The 16,469-nt window shown below is 67.8% G+C and carries 14 protein-coding genes and 1 tRNA gene; 6 read left to right on the forward strand and 9 right to left on the reverse strand.

Translation table 11 applies throughout. The features are described from left to right. Positions 1 to 42 precede the first annotated feature (42 nt). Genes IE185_RS18110 through IE185_RS18120 form a run of 3 tightly spaced genes read right to left on the reverse strand, consistent with a single transcriptional unit; the run spans position 43 to position 5,920 of the window. On the reverse strand, positions 43 to 3,120 hold the full coding sequence (locus tag IE185_RS18110; RefSeq protein WP_138894021.1) for a type I restriction endonuclease subunit R: 3,078 nt from the start codon (positions 3,118 to 3,120) through the stop codon (positions 43 to 45). A gap of 3 nt (positions 3,121 to 3,123) precedes the next feature. Next, the gene (locus tag IE185_RS18115) at positions 3,124 to 4,356 is read right to left on the reverse strand and encodes a restriction endonuclease subunit S (protein WP_138894022.1); all 1,233 of its coding nucleotides are present in this window, start codon (positions 4,354 to 4,356) and stop codon (positions 3,124 to 3,126) included. After that, complete coding sequence (locus IE185_RS18120) at positions 4,349 to 5,920, reverse strand: type I restriction-modification system subunit M (RefSeq protein ID WP_138894023.1); 1,572 nt, start codon at positions 5,918 to 5,920, stop codon at positions 4,349 to 4,351. The genes IE185_RS18115 and IE185_RS18120 overlap by 8 nt, the downstream gene beginning before the upstream one ends. A gap of 589 nt (positions 5,921 to 6,509) precedes the next feature. Between IE185_RS18120 and IE185_RS18125 the strand changes: the two genes are divergently transcribed. Both IE185_RS18125 and IE185_RS18130 read left to right on the forward strand, forming a co-directional pair. Next, positions 6,510 to 7,151, forward strand: coding sequence for a DUF433 domain-containing protein (locus tag IE185_RS18125; RefSeq protein ID WP_138894024.1), 642 nt, complete (start codon positions 6,510 to 6,512; stop codon positions 7,149 to 7,151). Next, positions 7,148 to 7,603 (forward strand): DUF5615 family PIN-like protein, encoded by a 456-nt coding sequence (locus IE185_RS18130; protein ID WP_138894025.1) that lies wholly within the window; start codon positions 7,148 to 7,150, stop codon positions 7,601 to 7,603. The genes IE185_RS18125 and IE185_RS18130 overlap by 4 nt, the downstream gene beginning before the upstream one ends. A 207-nt stretch (positions 7,604 to 7,810) precedes the next feature. Here IE185_RS18130 and IE185_RS18135 read toward each other — a convergent pair. The 3 genes from IE185_RS18135 to IE185_RS18145 form a co-directional block, all read right to left on the reverse strand. Continuing rightward, a tRNA-Pro gene (locus IE185_RS18135) sits at positions 7,811 to 7,884 on the reverse strand. A gap of 28 nt (positions 7,885 to 7,912) precedes the next feature. After that, a complete protein-coding gene (locus tag IE185_RS18140; RefSeq protein ID WP_138894026.1) occupies positions 7,913 to 8,440 on the reverse strand; it encodes a Pr6Pr family membrane protein in 528 nt (175 codons plus the stop codon). A 45-nt stretch (positions 8,441 to 8,485) separates the two neighbouring features. Next, entirely contained in the window at positions 8,486 to 9,433 is a 948-nt protein-coding gene (locus IE185_RS18145) for a metallophosphoesterase (protein ID WP_138894027.1), read from the reverse strand. 76 nt (positions 9,434 to 9,509) lie between these two features. On the opposite strand from IE185_RS18145, the gene IE185_RS18150 reads away from it, so the two are divergent. Then, positions 9,510 to 9,974 carry a GatB/YqeY domain-containing protein gene (locus IE185_RS18150; protein WP_138894028.1) on the forward strand — a complete coding sequence of 155 codons (465 nt, stop codon included), beginning with the start codon at positions 9,510 to 9,512 and terminating at the stop codon, positions 9,972 to 9,974. Positions 9,975 to 10,198: 224 nt separating this feature from the next. On the opposite strand, the gene IE185_RS18155 is transcribed toward IE185_RS18150, so the two are convergent. Then, the gene (locus IE185_RS18155; protein ID WP_138894029.1) at positions 10,199 to 12,463 is read right to left on the reverse strand and encodes a transglycosylase domain-containing protein; all 2,265 of its coding nucleotides are present in this window, start codon (positions 12,461 to 12,463) and stop codon (positions 10,199 to 10,201) included. A 409-nt stretch (positions 12,464 to 12,872) separates the two neighbouring features. On the opposite strand from IE185_RS18155, the gene IE185_RS18160 reads away from it, so the two are divergent. After that, positions 12,873 to 13,214 (forward strand): WhiB family transcriptional regulator, encoded by a 342-nt coding sequence (locus IE185_RS18160; protein ID WP_189715524.1) that lies wholly within the window; start codon positions 12,873 to 12,875, stop codon positions 13,212 to 13,214. Between the two features lie 24 nt (positions 13,215 to 13,238). On the opposite strand, the gene bagB is transcribed toward IE185_RS18160, so the two are convergent. Together bagB and bagA are read right to left on the reverse strand one after the other, a co-directional pair. Then, positions 13,239 to 14,549, reverse strand: coding sequence for an ATPase BagB (gene bagB / locus IE185_RS18165; protein WP_138894045.1), 1,311 nt, complete (start codon positions 14,547 to 14,549; stop codon positions 13,239 to 13,241). Between the two features lie 77 nt (positions 14,550 to 14,626). Next, positions 14,627 to 15,616, reverse strand: a complete 990-nt coding sequence (bagA, locus tag IE185_RS18170; RefSeq protein ID WP_138894030.1) for an ATPase BagA — start codon at positions 15,614 to 15,616, stop codon at positions 14,627 to 14,629. Between the two features lie 69 nt (positions 15,617 to 15,685). Here bagA and sp36 point away from each other — a divergent pair, with 69 nt between their 5' ends. After that, entirely contained in the window at positions 15,686 to 15,847 is a 162-nt protein-coding gene (gene sp36 / locus IE185_RS18175) for a Sp36 family protein (RefSeq protein ID WP_019355547.1), read from the forward strand. Further along, the gene (locus IE185_RS18180) at positions 15,844 to 16,314 is read left to right on the forward strand and encodes a RidA family protein (protein ID WP_138894031.1); all 471 of its coding nucleotides are present in this window, start codon (positions 15,844 to 15,846) and stop codon (positions 16,312 to 16,314) included. The genes sp36 and IE185_RS18180 overlap by 4 nt, the downstream gene beginning before the upstream one ends. The last annotated feature ends 155 nt before the right edge of the window (positions 16,315 to 16,469 follow it).

Raw genomic sequence — 16,469 nt, forward strand, 5'->3', positions numbered from 1 at the left:
GGCCCGGCAACCACCACAGGTTGCCGGGCCACGTCGCGTTCGTCAGTCGACGAGGTAGTGGGCTTCGATGTAGGCGACGGTGGAGTCATACGGCTCTCCCACCGGCTTCAACTGGTACCGACGGAAGACCGCGGCGGTGGCGCGACGGGCGCCTCGGTTGCGAGCGTCGGCGTTGTCCCATGACCGGGCGAGGGTGCGGGTAACCACGTGGTCGATCTCCTCGGCCAGGTTCCTCTCCGTGACTGTGAGGCCGGAGGGTGCGTGGTCGTGGATTATGCGTGACAGGACACCCACGTGGTCGTCGTCCAGCACGACGACGGCTTCGTCGGGGTGCTTCTCGGCGTTCACGATGGCGCGGGCGACCCGGAGTGCTTCGGAAAGGAACTCCAGGGCGTCCTGGGCGTTCTGGATAATCCGGTCCCGTAGTTGCTTGATCCGCTCCGCGAGGGCGGTGTACTTCGCGGAGCCGGGTTCGACGCCCTTATCGAGGGCGGCCTTGATGCGGTCGAGGATCTCCGCTGCGGACGGCGGTGTCGTGTCCTCACCGTCGCCCTTGCCGGCCTTGGGCCGGACGAGGGCCAAGAGCTCTTTGAGGACGGCGATGCCCTGGGCGTCCAGGACGAGGGCTTCCTCCTGGGAGGCGACAGCGGAGAAGGAGTGGACGTGGGAGTTAATGATCTCCAAGACCATCGGCCCGAGCTCGGCCAGTCGTTCCTTCCTCTCCTCGTCGGAGGACTTCTTGAATAGCGTCGTGTAGACGGACCCGAACAGCCCGAAGCCGTCACGGTACTTGGCGACCCGCTTGTCGGTGTTGATGAGCGGGTAGAGGCGGGCCAGCAGCCGGTAGTCCTTGGAGAACACCTCGGCGGCGCCGGGGCTGGCATCCAGGAAGACGTTGATGGCTCGCACGGACTCGTATCCGTGGACCGTGAGGTCCAAGCCGTCCACGTCCACGAAGAGGTCTTCGATACGGGCGAAGGCGGTGCGGAACTCGGCGACCAGCTCGGACAGGTCGGTAACGAACCCGCCACCCTTGCCGGCCCCCTCCGATGTGGGGTCGACGACGGCCCGCTGCACTTCTTCACCCAGGCTGATGTAGTCCACGACCACGCCGGAGGTCTTCACGAACCCGCTCGGGGACACCCACGTGCGGTTCGGGCGGGTAATCGTCTGAAACAAGGTGTGGGCCTTCAGCGGCTTGTCCAGGTAGAGGACGCCCTCGTTGGGGGCATCGAACCCCGTCATCAGTTTCGCGGTCACCACCAGGAAGCACAGCGGATCGTCCGGGGTGAGGAACCGCCGCTTCTGGTCCTCCTCATCGGTCTCCGAGAGCTGGTAGGGCCGCATGGCGGGGTCTTCGTCCTTGGAGTCCGAGACGGAGATGTTCACCTCGGCGGTGATCCGGTCATGCTTCCCGACCTCGGCGAGCACCTGTGACGCCTCGAAGCCGGTTAGCAGCTCGTTGATCTTGTCTGTGTACGCCACGGCCAGCTCACGGTTGAAGGCGACGACCTGGGCCTTGAGACCGTTGCGGTAGGCGCTGGCCAGGTAGTGGTCCACGATGTCCTGGCAGACCGTGTGGATGCGTTCCGGGTTGGCGAACACCGAAGTGAGGCGCCCAAACTTGCGGGACAGGGCCTCACGGTCGGGATCGTCGAGGTCGAAGTCGTCGGCGAACTGGTCGAACTCGGCCTGCAACGCCTGGTCGTCTATCTCGAAGGTGATCGGGTGCGGGTCCAGCATGACGGGGACGGTCGCCTCGTCCAGCAGAGACCGGGACACTGAGTACCGGTGCAGCACCTTGCCCGGGTCGGTCTCCTCGCCGAAGAGGGCGAAGGTATCGGTGGCGAGGCTCCTGACAGGGGTGCCGGTCATGCCGAAGAACTTCGCATGCGGCAGCGCTGCGCGCATCTGCCCGGCCAGCGACTTCGTCTTGGCGGACTGGGTGCGGTGTGCTTCGTCGACCAGCACGATGATGTTGTCCCGGGTCGACAGGTTCTTGCCGGCGTCGGCGAACTTGTGGACGGTCGTGGAGATGACGCCGCGCACGTCATCGGCCAGCAGGGAACGCAACTTCTGGCTCGTGGCTGGCTGGTGGAAGTAGGCGTCCCCCATCGCGGAGGTGAACACCCCAGAGGTGTGCCGGACGAGATGGGTCCGGTCCGAGAGGAGGATGATCGTGGGCGACTCGGTACGGGTGTCGGTCAGCAGCAGCGAGGCGGCGAACACCATCAGCAGTGTCTTCCCGGACCCCTGGTGGTGCCAGACCAGGCCCTTCCTCCCGCCCTCCAGGACCCGCTCATGGATGAGGTGTGCGGCCTCCATCTGCGGGTAGCGGGGGAGGTACTTCCTGTCCGCGCCGCCTCCGGCGGTGTCGAAGAGGACGAAGTTGGCGAGCATGTCTAGGACGGTCGCCGGGTTCATCAGCAGCTCGACGGAGCGCTGCACGTCGGCCTGTCCGGACAGGTTTTCGTCATCGGCGGTGGACCGGAACGGCTGCCACAGGTTCGTGGGGGCGCCAACGGCACCGAATCGCAGCTTGAGCCCGTCGGAGGCGATGGCGAAGACGTTGGGGGTGAAGAACCACGGGTACTCGGTGGCGTACACGTCGTTGATCTCGCGGGCGGCGTCGGCCCACCCGGACTTCGAGGTCGGTGACTTCACCTCGACTACTACCAGCGGCAAGCCGTTGACCCAATACACAAGGTCGAACCGGCGGGAGGTCTTGCCGGGGACGGTTATGGTCACCTCGTCCGACACGATCAGCGTGTTGGCAGTCGGGTGCTCGAAGTCAATGATCTTCAGGGCATGCCACGCGCCGTCGGAGTCCCGGAATTCCTTACGCCCTCGCAGCAGGTGTAGCACCTGCTCGTTGGCCCGCACCAGCCCGCCTTCGACGGCGTTGACCGTGGCGACGATCTCCTCGACCACCGCGTGCACGTCGAACCCGTCGATCACTCCAGGGTTGAGCCGGACGATGGCGTCCCGCAGATGCCCGGCGACCACCGTCTGCGTCGTCTCACGCGGCAGCGACCGGCCCGCTGTGAAGCCCCAGCCCATCGGGAGGGACCACCGGATCACCAGGTTCTGGAACTCACGCTCCCGGACGCCTTTAGCCACCTGTCAGACCTCCAGTCTGGCGGACTCAATCTCGATGGTGCGGTCCAGCAATCCCGCCAACAGCCCGGTTCGGACGCTTCGGAGTCGATCAGCCTCGGCGCGGATCGCCGCGATCTTGGCGTCGATGGCCCGCGCGGATTCGACCTGGACCTCGCGCACCTCAGCGTCGGGCCAGGGGATCTCAAGCGTGCTCAGCCGCCGGACTGCGAGATTTCCAAGCCCAGTGCTGCCGCTAGCTGATTCGCTCATCTGGTGCTGGATTCTCGGGCTGCGGAGCGCGAGGTAGACGTAGTCCCTCGTCTCTACATCGGTAGCCTCCAGGGTGAACTGAAAGGCGGAAACCGCCGCACCGTGAACTTCCTCCGGCGGGAGGTAGACGTTGCCGATCCGCTTCCGGTTTCCGTTCGTGCGGATCATGACCAGACTCGTTGGGCCGATGACCTTTGTGCGCACCGGTAGCCCCACCACATAAGCCAGTTCGCTCAGGTCGATGGACCCGTCGGGCTTTGTGTTGGTGATCTTCAGGACCGTCCACGCTTCTTCAGACGGGACCGAAGACTCATCCTTGGCCGCCCAAGAGGGCCCCGAGCCGATCACCGGGCAGAGTTCCCCGAGCGGCTTCGTGTCGCTGGCAGCGGCACCTGTGAACGCATCCAGCAGCCCATCCCGGACCCGCGTCGCGGTCTCAGCCTCACCACCGAGTGCGGTGATCTGGTCGTCGATGGCGCCGATGACCTCGACAATCCGCTTCTGCACCGGCAATGGCGGAATGTCCATGCTGATGTTGAGAAAGTCAACGGGCTTCACCCGCTCACGCCTGCCACCCATTCCCTTCGAGGCTCCCTGAAGGGCATTCCACATGCGCTGCGTCGTGGTGAGGATGCGAAAGAAGTCGGCGTCCATGCCGGACGTGAAGGCGAAGGTGGGGAACTCTTGTGAAGCGAACGATTCCGGGAGGTCGTCGGGCGTGACTGTGATCGCACCCTCAAACGCCTTGAGCCGACTGTAGACGAGCACTCTCGGGCTGATCCGGTTGAGCTTCTTGTAGGAGGTCGAGCTCCCGGCGACGGGATCGCGATAGAGCAACCCTCGCCCCCTGTTCAACACCCCCACGGTTGGGTACGTCTGTTCCGGATCCACGTCCACGGTATCCACATTCGGCGTGAGGAACCGCGCCAGTGGCGCCCGTACCCAACTCTCCTGCTGCTGGGTGGCGTTGCTCCTCGGTTCACTCATCGAAACCCTCAATCCCGGCGGCGGTGAGCGCCGCGTGCATGCGGGCCTCGGTCTTCTGCCGTTCGACACGGGCAATGTTGTAGGCGTCGATGAGGGTGCCGAGGTCTTCCTGCTCGGCGGCGGCCTGCTTGATGTACCTGCCGATATTCAGGTCGTACCCGTTCGCCACGATCTCCGTGGTGGGCACGAAGCGTGCTGCCAGCCCGCCATCACCGTCGGGGTCCACCGGGTTGCCGTCGGCATCGAACTTGGAGTGGTAGGCGGTCACCGTGTCTGCGATGTCGGAGTCGGTGAGGATGTTTCGATTCTTGGCCTTGGTGAACCGCTTGGAGGCGTCTACGAACACCACCCCATCCTGGCGTTCCGGGGACTTGGTGCCGGGCGCTCGGAACACCAGGATCGCCGTGGGGATGGTGGTGTTGTAGAAGAGGTTCGCCGGCAGCCCGATGACGGCTTCCAGGAGGTCGTTGTCCAGGACGCGCTGGCGGATCGCTGCTTCCTGGCCGCCGCGGAAGAGGACGCCGTGGGGCAGGACGACGCCGGCGCGGCCCTTCTTCGGGTCCATACTGGCGATCATGTGCTGGACGAACGCCCAGTCCGCCGAAGACTGCGGGGCGACCCCACCGATGGCACGCGGGTCGTTCTTCCAGGGCTTCCACTTCAGGCTGTAGGGCGGGTTAGCGAGGATCACATCGAACTGCACGACGGACCCGTCCGGCTTCTTGAAGCGCGGGTCCTTCAGGGTGTCGCCGACCTCGACCTGGAACTGGGTGAGGTTGTGCATGAAGAGGTTCATGCGGGCCACACCCGCGGTGTCCGGTACGGCCTCCTGCCCGTGCAGCTTGAGTGTGTAGCCACGGCCACCATGGGTCTTCAGGAGGTTCGCGGAGGCGATGAGCATGCCGCCTGACCCGCAGGTGGGGTCGTACACCGACTCGTATCCCTTGGGGTCCAGGACCTCGACGATCAGCTCGACGACCTCTCGCGGGGTGAAGAACTGGCCTGCGCGGGTGCCGGACCCGTCGGAGAACCGCTTCAGCAGGTACTCGTACGCCCCACCGAGCACGTCGTGGGACATGTTGCCCTCGTGCATCTTCGGGGTGCGGTCCATCGCCTGCATGACCGCCGCCAGTACCTCCCCTGACAGCACCTCTTCGGAGGTCCAGGTCATCGAGCCGAACAGGCGGGAGAACTTGTCAGGGTTTGCCGTCTCGATGGCTTGCAGGGAAGCGCGGACCCGCTGGCCGAGGCCGGGCTGGGTGATGGTGGCGAGGATGGACGTCCAGGAGGCCCGACGCTCCTGGACGGTGCCGGGGTGGATGAACGGAATCTCGAACGACTGGTAGTCGCGGTACTCGATCTCGCGGGCTTCCTCCGGGGAGAGGTCGTCCAAGTCGTTCTCATCCAGGAACTCCTGGTGGTGGTGCTCCCAGGTATCCGACAGGTACTTCCAGAACATCAGCGGGAAGACGACCGAGGAGTATTGCGCTTCGGGCATCGCCACGCGCAGCTCGTCGGCGGCGTCCCACAACCGGCTCTCGATCTCCTGCTGCGTCACTGCCATCAGTCGGGGGTGTCCTTGCTCGTCAAAGGGCGGCGACCCGAAGGCCGTTGTCTTCCTGCTGGTCGCCCAATTTCGGGCGCGCCCGACATGTGCACGCCGAGTCTGTTCTACCGGGTCAACGCGCGCGCGGCGTCATTTCCCTGTGCGGGCGACTCGCCAACGATATCCCTCCCCAGGGCCACGAAATGCGGCAAACGGCCGAACAAGCGACGCGGCCAGCAGTGGCCAGGCGCCCCCTCTTGTTGATCCCCGGGTCCAGGATGACTGCCCGCCTGAATCACGCCGTCGAACTCCTCGGCCAGGCATGCGTCACGGTGGCTATCCCGCCCGAGGGCTGAAGTACTCGTTCGCTACGTCGTGGTTGGCGCGCTGCAAGCTGAGGAGGAAGGCTGCTTCCTGCGCCATGGAACTACGCGCAGTCACTGCACTGGAAAGGTGTGCGCGGCCGCCTGAAGGTGCCGCATGGTTGCCGCCAGCCCGCATCGGCCGCCCGGCCAAGCGCTCCAGCGGGCCGGAGGCTTCATTTCTAGCGGGGCGTCGGGAGAATGGGATACGTTCGGCTCGTATCCGAGGGGTGGAAGGAGGCGCTGTGTCGTACGAACCGAAGCTCGCCGCCGCGCTCTCCGGGGCGACCATGCGCCAGCTCTCTCACTGGCGCCGAGCGGGCAAAAGTGGTGCGGTGCTCGTGCCTGAAGTCTCCGACAGGCGCCCCATACTGTACTCGTTTCGCGACGTCGTGGCCTTGCGTGCCTGTGTGCGGCTGAGGCAGGAGACATCGCTTCAGAAGATCCGGCGGGCTCTGAACACGCTCCGGGAGGACCTCGGCGAGAGGGAGCATCTGTCCTCCTACGCGCTCGTCACGGACGGGGGCAGTATCTATCTCGCCGAGCCCGACCAGGCCGTTGACCTCATCAGGGGCGGCAACGTCGTCATCCATCAACTGGTCGACGTGCTGGCGCCCTTCTATCAGGATGGTCGGCGCATCCCGGCCCTGCTGTCCCCTCGCGAGCATCTGACCGTGGAACCTGCCGTGCGCGGGGGCGAGCCGGTGATTCACGGGACCCGGATTCCCGCTACCGAGGTGGCGGCCCTGGTTCGCGACGGCATTCAGCCCGAGCGGATCGTGGACTTCTATCCCGGCGTGAGTGCTGAGGCGGCCCGAGACGCGGTCGACTTCAGCGACTACGTCGACAGCTATGGCGACAGTGCACCGCGGCAGGTCGCCGCTTGAAGCTGCTGCTTGACGAGAATGTGCCGCGTCCCATGGCAGGGATCGTGCGGACTCTCCTGGCAGCGCACGAAGTGGTACACGTCCATGACCTGGACGGTTGGGCCGGCACCAAAGACGTCGAGCTGTACGCCAAGGCCAAGGTCGAGGGTTTCCAGGCCATCATCACGAACGACGGCAAGCAGCTCAGCCGACCACTGGAAGTGCGGGCGATAGCTGAGTCCCGTCTGCACCGTATCGAGTACCGGACGAACCACAAGCACGGGGGCCTTGTCGCTCTGGGCACCGCGATCGCTACGGTGTGCGCGGCGCTGCCGCATGCACTGGACGATCTGGCCGAGGCGGACGGTCAGAGGTTGGTCTTTCTCACCTCGGTCGACCCGTCGCGCAACAGCAGGCTTCGGATCACGGATCCAGCCTCGACGCCGCCCAGGCACTGGCCTATCTCTCCCTGAGCCTGTGTGGCCCCCGTCGCCATGGGCGCTTTTTGCGAACGCGCACGCAGCGATGGCTGCGAGGGGCGGCCGGGATGCGTAGGCCGGGCAGGCCCCTCGGGAGAAGCCGACCAAGATCTTCTCCCAGATTTCTCCCAAACGATCTTCGGGAACGAATCAGGGGCCTGATCCGTGTGTGGATCAGGCCCCTGACCTGGTACTTCTCTGTCGGGGTGGCGGGATTTGAACCCACGACCTCTTCGTCCCGAACGAAGCGCGCTGCCAAGCTGCGCTACACCCCGATTGTCGCGCGCGTCGCGGCGACATCGATTACTTTAGCGGACTCACGGCCGGAGGCGAAATCCGGTTTGAGCGGTGCCGCAGGTCGGGGCCGAGGCTCGGGCGGATCCGGTCAAGGCCGACGATCGCCAGGCCCAGGGCGTAGAAGGCCGCGCCGAAGAAGACGGCGTCGCCGACCACCCCCGCGTACCCGTGTGCCTCGACGTCGACGAAGGGGTACGGGTAGCGCGCCTCCGAGCCCGGGGAGAGCAGCGCCCCGCAGGCCAGGGCGAACAGGAGGTAGACCGGTGGGCAGAGCATCCACTGGGCCGCGTGGCGTACGAGGAGGCCGCCGGGGGCGGTGAGGACGAGCCAGTCCAGGGCGGCGGCCAGCGGGGTGACGGTGTGCAGGAACTGGTTCGAGACGGAGCGCCGGCCGGTGAGCGCGTGGGTGGCGTCGCCCGTCATCGAGAAGCCGCTGGAGCTGTTGGCCAGCACCAGGTGGTAGACGAGCCCGGTGATCGAGACGAGCAGCAGTACGCCGCCGGCGCGGCGGGACGACTGCGGACGCGGGGACACCCGTGGGTACTGACGCGATCACCAGCCCACGGTAGGTCCGGCGCCTCAGCGGCGCTCGACGAGGGTCAGCAGCGTCGCTTCCGGCGGGCACGCGAAGCGGACCGGGGTGTAGCGGTTGGTGCCGCAGCCCGCCGAGACGTGGAGGTACGCGCGCCGGCCGTCGGCGGTGTGCGCCGACAGGCCCTTCGCCCGGTCCTTGTCGATGTCGCAGTTGGTGACCAGCGCCCCGTAGAAGGGAACGCAGAGCTGCCCGCCGTGCGTGTGGCCCGCCAGGATCAGCGGGTAGCCGTCGCTGGTGAACGCGTCGAGCGAGCGCAGGTACGGGGCGTGCACCACGCCGATCGAGAAGTCGGCCGAGGGCTCCGGGCCGCCCGCGACCTCGGCGTACCGGTCCCGCTTGATGTGCGGGTCGTCGACGCCGGTGAAGGCGATCTCCATGCCGTCCAGCCCGCCCAGCTTGATCCGGCCCCGGGTGTTGGTGAGGTTGACCCAGCCCGCCGCGTCGAAACCGTCGCGCAGCCGCTCCCACGGGTTGTGCACGGCGCCGACGGCCGGCGGGTTGCCGTTCAGGCCGTATCTGCCCTGCGCCTTCTCCAGGAGGTAGCGGGCGGGGTTGCGCAGCTTGGGGCCGTAGTAGTCGTTCGAGCCGAAGACGTAGACGCCCGGGAACTCCATCAGCGGACCGAGCGCGTCCAGCACCTCGGGCACGGCCTCCGGGTCGGAGAGGTTGTCGCCCGTGTTGACCACGAAGTCGGGCCGCAGTCCGGCGAGCGACCGCAGCCAGCGCTGCTTCTTGCGCTGACCGCCGACCATGTGGATGTCCGAGACCTGGAGTACGCGCAGGGGGCCCGCCCCCGGTGGCAGCACGGGCACGGTCACCCGGCGCAGCCGGAACGACCGGGCCTCGAAGCCGGCGGCATAGGCGATGCCGGCCGCGCCAACAGCCGTGATTCCCGCGGTGACTTTCAGGGGTACCCCGTAACGTGCGCGCATGCGCCCATCGTCGCAGACAGCGACCGCGCACGAAATCCGTGGGCGTCAGTGGGTGCGTACCTGCCACACTTGCCCCATGACCACGCTCAAGTCCAGGCTCCAGGAAGACCTCACCACCGCCATCCGGGCGCGTGACGAGCTCACCTCGTCCACGCTCCGGCTGACCCTCACCGCGATCACCAAGGAGGAGGTCGGCGGCAAGACGGCGCGCGAGCTCTCCGACGACGAGGTGCAGAAGGTGATCGCCAAGGAGGCGAAGAAGCGCCGTGAGGCGGCCGAGGCCTTCGCCCAGGGCGGCCGGACCGAGTCGGCCGAGCGCGAGAAGGCGGAGGGCGCGATTCTCGACGCGTACCTGCCCCAGCAGCTGAGCGACGGCGAGCTGAACGCCGTCGTCGGGCAGGCCGTCGAAGAGGCGAAGGCCGCCGGCGCCGAGGGGCCGCGCGCGATGGGCGCCGTCATGAAGATCGTGAACCCGAAGGTGGCGGGCCGCGCCGAGGGCGGCCGCGTCGCCGCGACGGTGAAGCGGCTCCTGGCGGGCTGAGCCCGAAGGGCCGCGGCTGCCGGTCGGTGCCGGGGCGCGTACTACCCGGTACGGGGCCGGTCCGGTCCGGCAGACGGAGCAGCCAGTACGCCGAAGGGGCGCCCGGTGGGAGATCCACCCGGCGCCCCTTCGGCGTTCCGGCCGGCCGTACCGGCCCGTCGCACCGGGCCGGCCGTACCGGGGACGTCGTCTACCAACCCGTCGTGCCCGGCGGGCCGCCTCGCCTACGGCCCGTTCCTGCCGCGCCCGCCGCCGTTGCCGTTGCCGTTGCCGCCGCCGATGAGGTCCGGCGGGAGGGAGATGTCCGGCCAGGGGTTGCCGTCGCCGCCGCCGTCGCCGGGCTTGCCGTCCTCGTGGTCGCCGTCCCCGTCACCGCCGTCCCCGTCCTCGCCCCGGTCGCGGTCGCCCTTGTCCCTGTCCTTGTCCTTGTCGTGCTCCGGGATGTGGACGGTGTTGAAGCCGGGCGCCGGCTTGCCGTCCAGCGCGCCGCTCATCGCGTCCTTCCAGATCGGACCCGGGACCTGACCACCGAAGACCTTGTCGTGGTAGACCCCGCCGATGGTGATGTTCTCCATCGGGACCTGCTTGGCGCCCGCCGCGCCGACCCACACCGCGCCCGCCATGTTCGGGGTGTAGCCGACGAACCAGGCGTTGTGCCGCCCGTCCGTCGTACCCGTCTTTCCGGCGTTGTCCCGGCTGGTGAGCCCCGCCTGCTGGCCCGTACCCGAGTCGACCACGCCCTTGAGCAGCGTGTTGATCGTGTCGGCGGTCCTCTCGGACATGGCCCGCGAGCAGGTCGACTTCGGCACCGGCAGGCTCCTGCCCTGCGCCGTCCTGACCGACTCGATGAAGACCGGCGTGCAGTACGTGCCGCGGTTGGCGAAGGTCGCGTACGCGTTCGCCATCGTCAGCGGCGACATGCCCTCCGTGCCCAGCGAGATCGCGGGCACTTCCTTCAGCTTCTGCCCGTCGGCCTGGATGACGCCGAGCTTGCTCGCCATCTGCGTCACCGGGCAGATGCCGATCTCGGAGATCATCTGGACGAAGTAGGTGTTGACCGACTTCGCCATGGCCTCCTTCATGGCGTACGGCCCGACCTCGGCCTCGTTCTCGTTCTCCACCGTGTCCCCGGTGTTGACCCACGGCTTGTCGCAGGTCTGCACGGGGCTCGGGTACGGCATGTCGTACGGCGCCGAGTAGGTCTTCGTCGCCGGAATGCCCTGCTCTATGGCCGCGGCGGCCACGAACGGCTTGAAGGTCGAGCCGGTCGGGAAGCCGTACGCCGATCCGCCCATGCTCTTGTTGGCGGAGAAGTTGATCGTCGTCTCGTTGCTCTTGAAGCCGTACGGCCGTGACTGGCCCATCGCGACGACCTTGCCGGTACCCGGCTCGACCAGCGTGACCGCCGTGGCGATCTTGTCCGACTGGTAGACGTGGTCCTTGATCGACGCCTGCACCGACTCCTGTGCCTGCGGGTCCAGCGTCGTACGGATCTTCAGGCCGCCCTGGTTCCAGACCTTGGCCCGGTCCTCCTTCGTCTTTCCGAAGACCGGGTCGGACAGGAAGACCTCGCGCACGTAGTCGCAGAAGAAGCCCGCGCCGGTGACGGCGGTGATGCAGCCGTTCTTCGGCCGGCTGACGTTCAGCTTGATCGGGGTGGCCTTCGCGCGGTCGGCCTCCGCCTGCGAGACGTCGCGGACGTCGGCCATGCGCTGGAGCACGATGTTGCGCCGCTTGGTCGCCTCTTCGGCGTCGTTGACCGGGTCGTAGCGGCTCGGCGACTGCACGATGCCGGCCAGCAGCGCGGCCTCCTCCAGCTTGAGGTCCTTGGCGGACTTGCTGAAGTAGCGCTTGGACGCGGACTCGATGCCGTACGCCTGCTGCCCGAAGAAGGTGATGTTGAGGTAGTTCTCGAGGATCTTCTTCTTGCCCAGCTCCTCCTCGACCTGGATGGCGTACTTGAGTTCGCGCACCTTGCGGCCGAGCGTCTGCTGGGTGGCCTGGGCGACCTTGGTGGGGTCGTCGCCGGCCTCTTCCACGAAGACGTTCTTGACGTACTGCTGCGTGAGGGTCGACGCGCCCTGGGACACGCCGCCCGACTGGGCGTTGCGGTTCGCCGCGCGCAGGACACCCTTCAGGTCGATCGCCCCGTGCTCGTAGAAGCGCGCGTCCTCGATCGCGACGATCGCCTTCTGCATGTACGGGGAGATGTCCTTCAGGTCCACGACGGTGCGGTCACGCGAGTAGACCGTGGCGATCGGTTCGCTGCGCGCGTCGAGGATGGTGGTGCGCTGACTCAGCGGCGGTGTCTTGAGGTTCGCGGGGATCTCGTCGAATCCCTCGACCGTTCCCTTGGCCGCGAGCCCCAGCGCTCCTGCTGCCGGCAGTGCGATGCCCGCCAGCACAGCTCCGGAGAGCGCGGCGACACCGAGGAATTTGGCGGCCTGCTGGGCCTTGGTGAGACCCCCGCCCGAGCGCTTCTTTGGCATGGGGGCAGCCTACGTTCTCATTCGCCGGACACGCGTATATGCCTTGGCCTAAGCTGCTCTCACCTGTCACAGCGGTGCGGTTTCGCATCAAGCCCCCTGAAACCGCCGGCGTCACATCCTCCCGTTCCAAGAAAATCTGGCAGAGGCATGTCCGATTGCGCCTCATGCGTCACCGGGTTTCCGTTGTGACCTTGCCGAACTGCCCCGCATCGCCGGGTTGGTCACGTATGCCCCCGCATCACTCCGTCGGGTGATCTGTCGCTTACGCATAGTCCGTTCGGGCCATTCAAGATTGGGCCCGAAGGGGGTGTTGCGCTGTGTCCACCTTCCGTAACGTCCTCAACTGGCAGCGGTGAATATGCCGCTGCCGCCGTGGGGGAGCCTCGATTCGGGAGAGGACGGCGCCGGTATGGGCTGGGTAACCGACTGGAGTGCGCAGGCAGCCTGCCGCACTACCGATCCGGATGAACTGTTCGTACAAGGAGCAGCGCAGAACAGGGCCAAGGCGGTGTGCACCGGATGTCCGGTGCGGACCGAGTGCCTGGCCGACGCGCTGGACAACCGCGTCGAGTTCGGCGTGTGGGGCGGCATGACAGAGCGGGAGAGGCGCGCGCTGCTGCGCAGGCGCCCCACCGTGACCTCTTGGCGCCGGCTCCTCGAGACCGCCCGTACTGAGTACGAGCGGAGCACGGGCATTCTGCCCGAGGACGACGAGAGCGGGGCGTTCATCGAGTACGCCGCTGTCGGCTAGCCCACGGGCCGGTCCGGGGGCCGGTCAGCCCATGGGATGGTCCGACCGGGCGGACTCGACAGGCTCGACGGCCTCACGGGCGGCGAGCCGGTCAGCGATGGCCCGGAGCCCCGCGAGGTCGTGCACGTCGCCCGGCAGGGCGGCGACTTCGGTCACCGCCACCTCGGGGTGGAGCGCGGTGAAACGGTCGCGCGTTCGCTGTTCACGCGCGAGTACGTGCATGCGTTCGGCGTGCAGGCGCAGCAGACCCGCGGTCAGCTGCTCGACGGAGCGGGTGCCGCTCCGGCCCTCCGAGCCGCCTCGGCTCTCGGGGGTCTCGTCCGGTGTGGGTTCGGCTGGGGGAGAGGGCGCCGAGGAGTCACGAACTCCAGCATTCCCGGCCCCCTGATCCACAATGCCGCCCTCGTCAAGATTTTCCGCGGCGGCAAGCGCACGCTCGGCCGAGAGCTGAGGGGCGCCGCTGCCGTGGACCCGGTTGAGTACGAGCCCGGCGAACGGCATCTCCTCCGCCGCCAGCCGCTCGACGAAGTACGCGGCCTCGCGCAGGGCGTCCCGCTCCGGTGCGGCGACCACCAGGAACGCCGTACCGGGCGCCTGAAGCAGCCGGTACGTCGCGTCCGCGCGCGTCCGGAAGCCGCCGAACATGGTGTCCATGGCCGCCACGAACGTCTGCACGTCGCGCAGCAGCTGGCCCCCCATCAGCTTGCTGAGGGTGCCCGTCATCATCGACATGCCGACGTTCAGGAACTTCATCCCCGCCCGGCCGCCCACCTTCGCGGGTGCCATGAGCACCCGGATGAACTTGCCGTCCAGGAACGATCCGAGCCGCTTCGGCGCGTCGAGGAAGTCGAGCGCGGACCGGCTCGGCGGGGTGTCGACGACGATCAGGTCCCATTCGTCGCGGGCCCGCAGCTGGCCCAGCTTCTCCATCGCCATGTACTCCTGCGTGCCCGCGAAGCCGGCCGACAGGGACTGGTAGAAGGGGTTCTCCAGGATCGCGCGGGACCGCTCGGCGTCGGCGTGCGCCTCGACGATCTCGTCGAAGGTCCGCTTCATGTCGAGCATCATGGCGGACAGCTCGCCGCCGGCCGTCTCGTCTATGCCCTTCACGCGCCGCGGGGTGTTGTCGAGTTCGTCGATGCCCATGGACTGGGCCAGCCTGCGGGCCGGGTCGATGGTGAGGACGACGACCTTGCGGCCGCGCTCGGCCGCCCGTACACCCAGCGCCGCGGCGGTCGTCGTCTTGCCGACACCGCCCGCGCCGCAGCACACGATGATGCGGGTGGCCGGGTCGTCCAGGAGCGGGTCGATGTCCAGGGCGGGTGTGGCGCCCATGGCGTCGTCGCTGGTGGTGGTGGTGGTGCCGGTGCCGGTGGTGCTGATGTCCGTGTTGGTGTCCGTGCCACTCACGGTCATGAAGTTCCCCCAGGGGCGAGACGGGTCCGCAGTTCCTTCGCCAGCCGGTAGAGCCCGGCGAGGTCCATGCCCTCGCCGAGCAGCGGCAGTTCGTACGTCGCCAGGTCCAGCCGGGCGAGTACGGCGCGCTGCTCGCGCTCCAGCTCGACGCGCTGCGCGTGCTCGGCGGCCTGTTCGAGGAGCGGGTCCACGAGGCGCTCGGCCAGACCGCCGCGGCGGGCGCCGCCCAGTCCGGCCTGGGAGAGCGCCTTGGCGACGGCGGTGCGCCGCCCACCGGCGGCGGTGCGCAGGGCGTCCTCGTCGAGGAGGTGCGGGCGGACCATGTTCACGATGACGTTGCCGACGGGCAGTTCGGCGGCGCGCAGTTCGGCGATGCCGTCGGCGGTCTCCTGGACCGGCATCTCTTCCAGCAGCGTCACCAGGTGGACCGCCGTCTCGGGTGACTTGAGCACCCGCATGACGGCCTGGGCCTGATTGTGTATCGGCCCGAACTTGGCCAGCCCGGCCACCTCGTCGTTCACGTTCAAGAAGCGCGTGATGCGGCCGGTGGGCGGTGCGTCCATCACGACGTAGTCGTACGCGTAACGGTTCTGCTTGTCCCGGCGGCGCACCGCCTCGCACGCCTTGCCGGTCAGCAGCACGTCTCTGAGACCCGGCGCGATGGTGGTCGCGAAGTCGATCGCGCCCAGCTTCTTGAGCGCCCTGCCGGCCCCTCCGAGCTTGTAGAACATCTGGAGGTAGTCGAGAAGGGCGCGTTCGGCGTCTATCGCGAGGGCGTACACCTCCCCGCCGCCCGGTGCGACAGCGATCTTGCGCTCTTCGTACGGAAGCGCTTCCGTCTCGAAGAGCTGCGCGATGCCCTGCCTGCCCTCGACCTCCACGAGAAGGGCGCGCTTGCCCTCCGTCGCGAGGGCGAGCGCGAGTGCCGCGGCCACCGTGGTCTTGCCGGTACCGCCCTTGCCACTGACGACCTGGAGCCTGCTCACGTCCTGAGCCTAACCAGTCGGCGCCCGGGCTACGCAGGAGGTGTCTGTGGCAGGCACTACAGTCGCCGTATGACCAAGTGGGAATACTCGACCGTGCCCCTTCTCGTGCACGCGACCAAGCAGATCCTGGACACCTGGGGCGAGGACGGCTGGGAGCTCGTCCAGGTCGTGCCCGGGCCGAACAACCCCGAGCAGCTGGTGGCCTACCTGAAGCGGGAGAAGCAGGCATGACCGGTGTGGTCGAGGCGAAGCTCGCCGAGCTCGGCCTGACGCTTCCGGAGGTTGTTCCTCCGCTCGCCGCGTACCAGCCGGCCGTGCAGTCCGGCGTGTACGTCTTCACCTCGGGCCAGCTCCCGATGGTGGAGGGCAAGCTGCCGTGCACCGGCAAGGTCGGTGCCGAGGTCACGCCGGAAGAGGCGAAGAACCTGGCGCGCACGTGCGCGCTGAACGCGCTGGCCGCCGTCAAGTCGGTCACCGGAGACCTGGACCGCATCGCGCGTGTCGTGAAGGTCGTCGGCTTCGTCGCCTCCGCCGCGGACTTCACCGGCCAGCCGGCCGTGATCAACGGCGCGAGCGAGCTGCTGGGCGCGGTCCTCGGCGACAAGGGCGTGCACGCGCGCAGCGCGGTCGGCGTGACCGTGCTGCCGCTGGACGCGCCGGTCGAGGTCGAGATCCAGGTCGAGCTCACCTCCGCCTGACGCCGTCGAGCCGGCCTCGCCGGCCTGTCCTGTGCGCCCGGCTCGTCCGCCCGGCTCGTCGGCCGCCTCGTCCGCCGGGCTCGTCGGCCCGGAGTCGGGCCCCGGGCTCTGGACCTGGTGCTCTCGAACATCCGACCGGGAGCGGATAGCCTCCG

The sequence above is a fragment of the Streptomyces chryseus genome (genome assembly GCF_014650755.1).
Taxonomy (GTDB): domain Bacteria; phylum Actinomycetota; class Actinomycetes; order Streptomycetales; family Streptomycetaceae; genus Streptomyces; species Streptomyces chryseus.

Coding starts and splice junctions, on each gene's coding strand:
- bagB (WP_138894045.1), bottom strand. CDS start 14,549: ATGGGCGCCACACCCGCCCTGGACATCGACCCGCTCCTGGACGACCCG.
- IE185_RS18180 (WP_138894031.1), top strand. CDS start 15,844: ATGACCGGTGTGGTCGAGGCGAAGCTCGCCGAGCTCGGCCTGACGCTT.
- IE185_RS18150 (WP_138894028.1), top strand. CDS start 9,510: ATGACCACGCTCAAGTCCAGGCTCCAGGAAGACCTCACCACCGCCATC.
- IE185_RS18115 (WP_138894022.1), bottom strand. CDS start 4,356: ATGAGTGAACCGAGGAGCAACGCCACCCAGCAGCAGGAGAGTTGGGTA.
- IE185_RS18145 (WP_138894027.1), bottom strand. CDS start 9,433: ATGCGCGCACGTTACGGGGTACCCCTGAAAGTCACCGCGGGAATCACG.
- IE185_RS18120 (WP_138894023.1), bottom strand. CDS start 5,920: ATGGCAGTGACGCAGCAGGAGATCGAGAGCCGGTTGTGGGACGCCGCC.
- sp36 (WP_019355547.1), top strand. CDS start 15,686: ATGACCAAGTGGGAATACTCGACCGTGCCCCTTCTCGTGCACGCGACC.
- IE185_RS18160 (WP_189715524.1), top strand. CDS start 12,873: ATGGGCTGGGTAACCGACTGGAGTGCGCAGGCAGCCTGCCGCACTACC.
- IE185_RS18155 (WP_138894029.1), bottom strand. CDS start 12,463: ATGCCAAAGAAGCGCTCGGGCGGGGGTCTCACCAAGGCCCAGCAGGCC.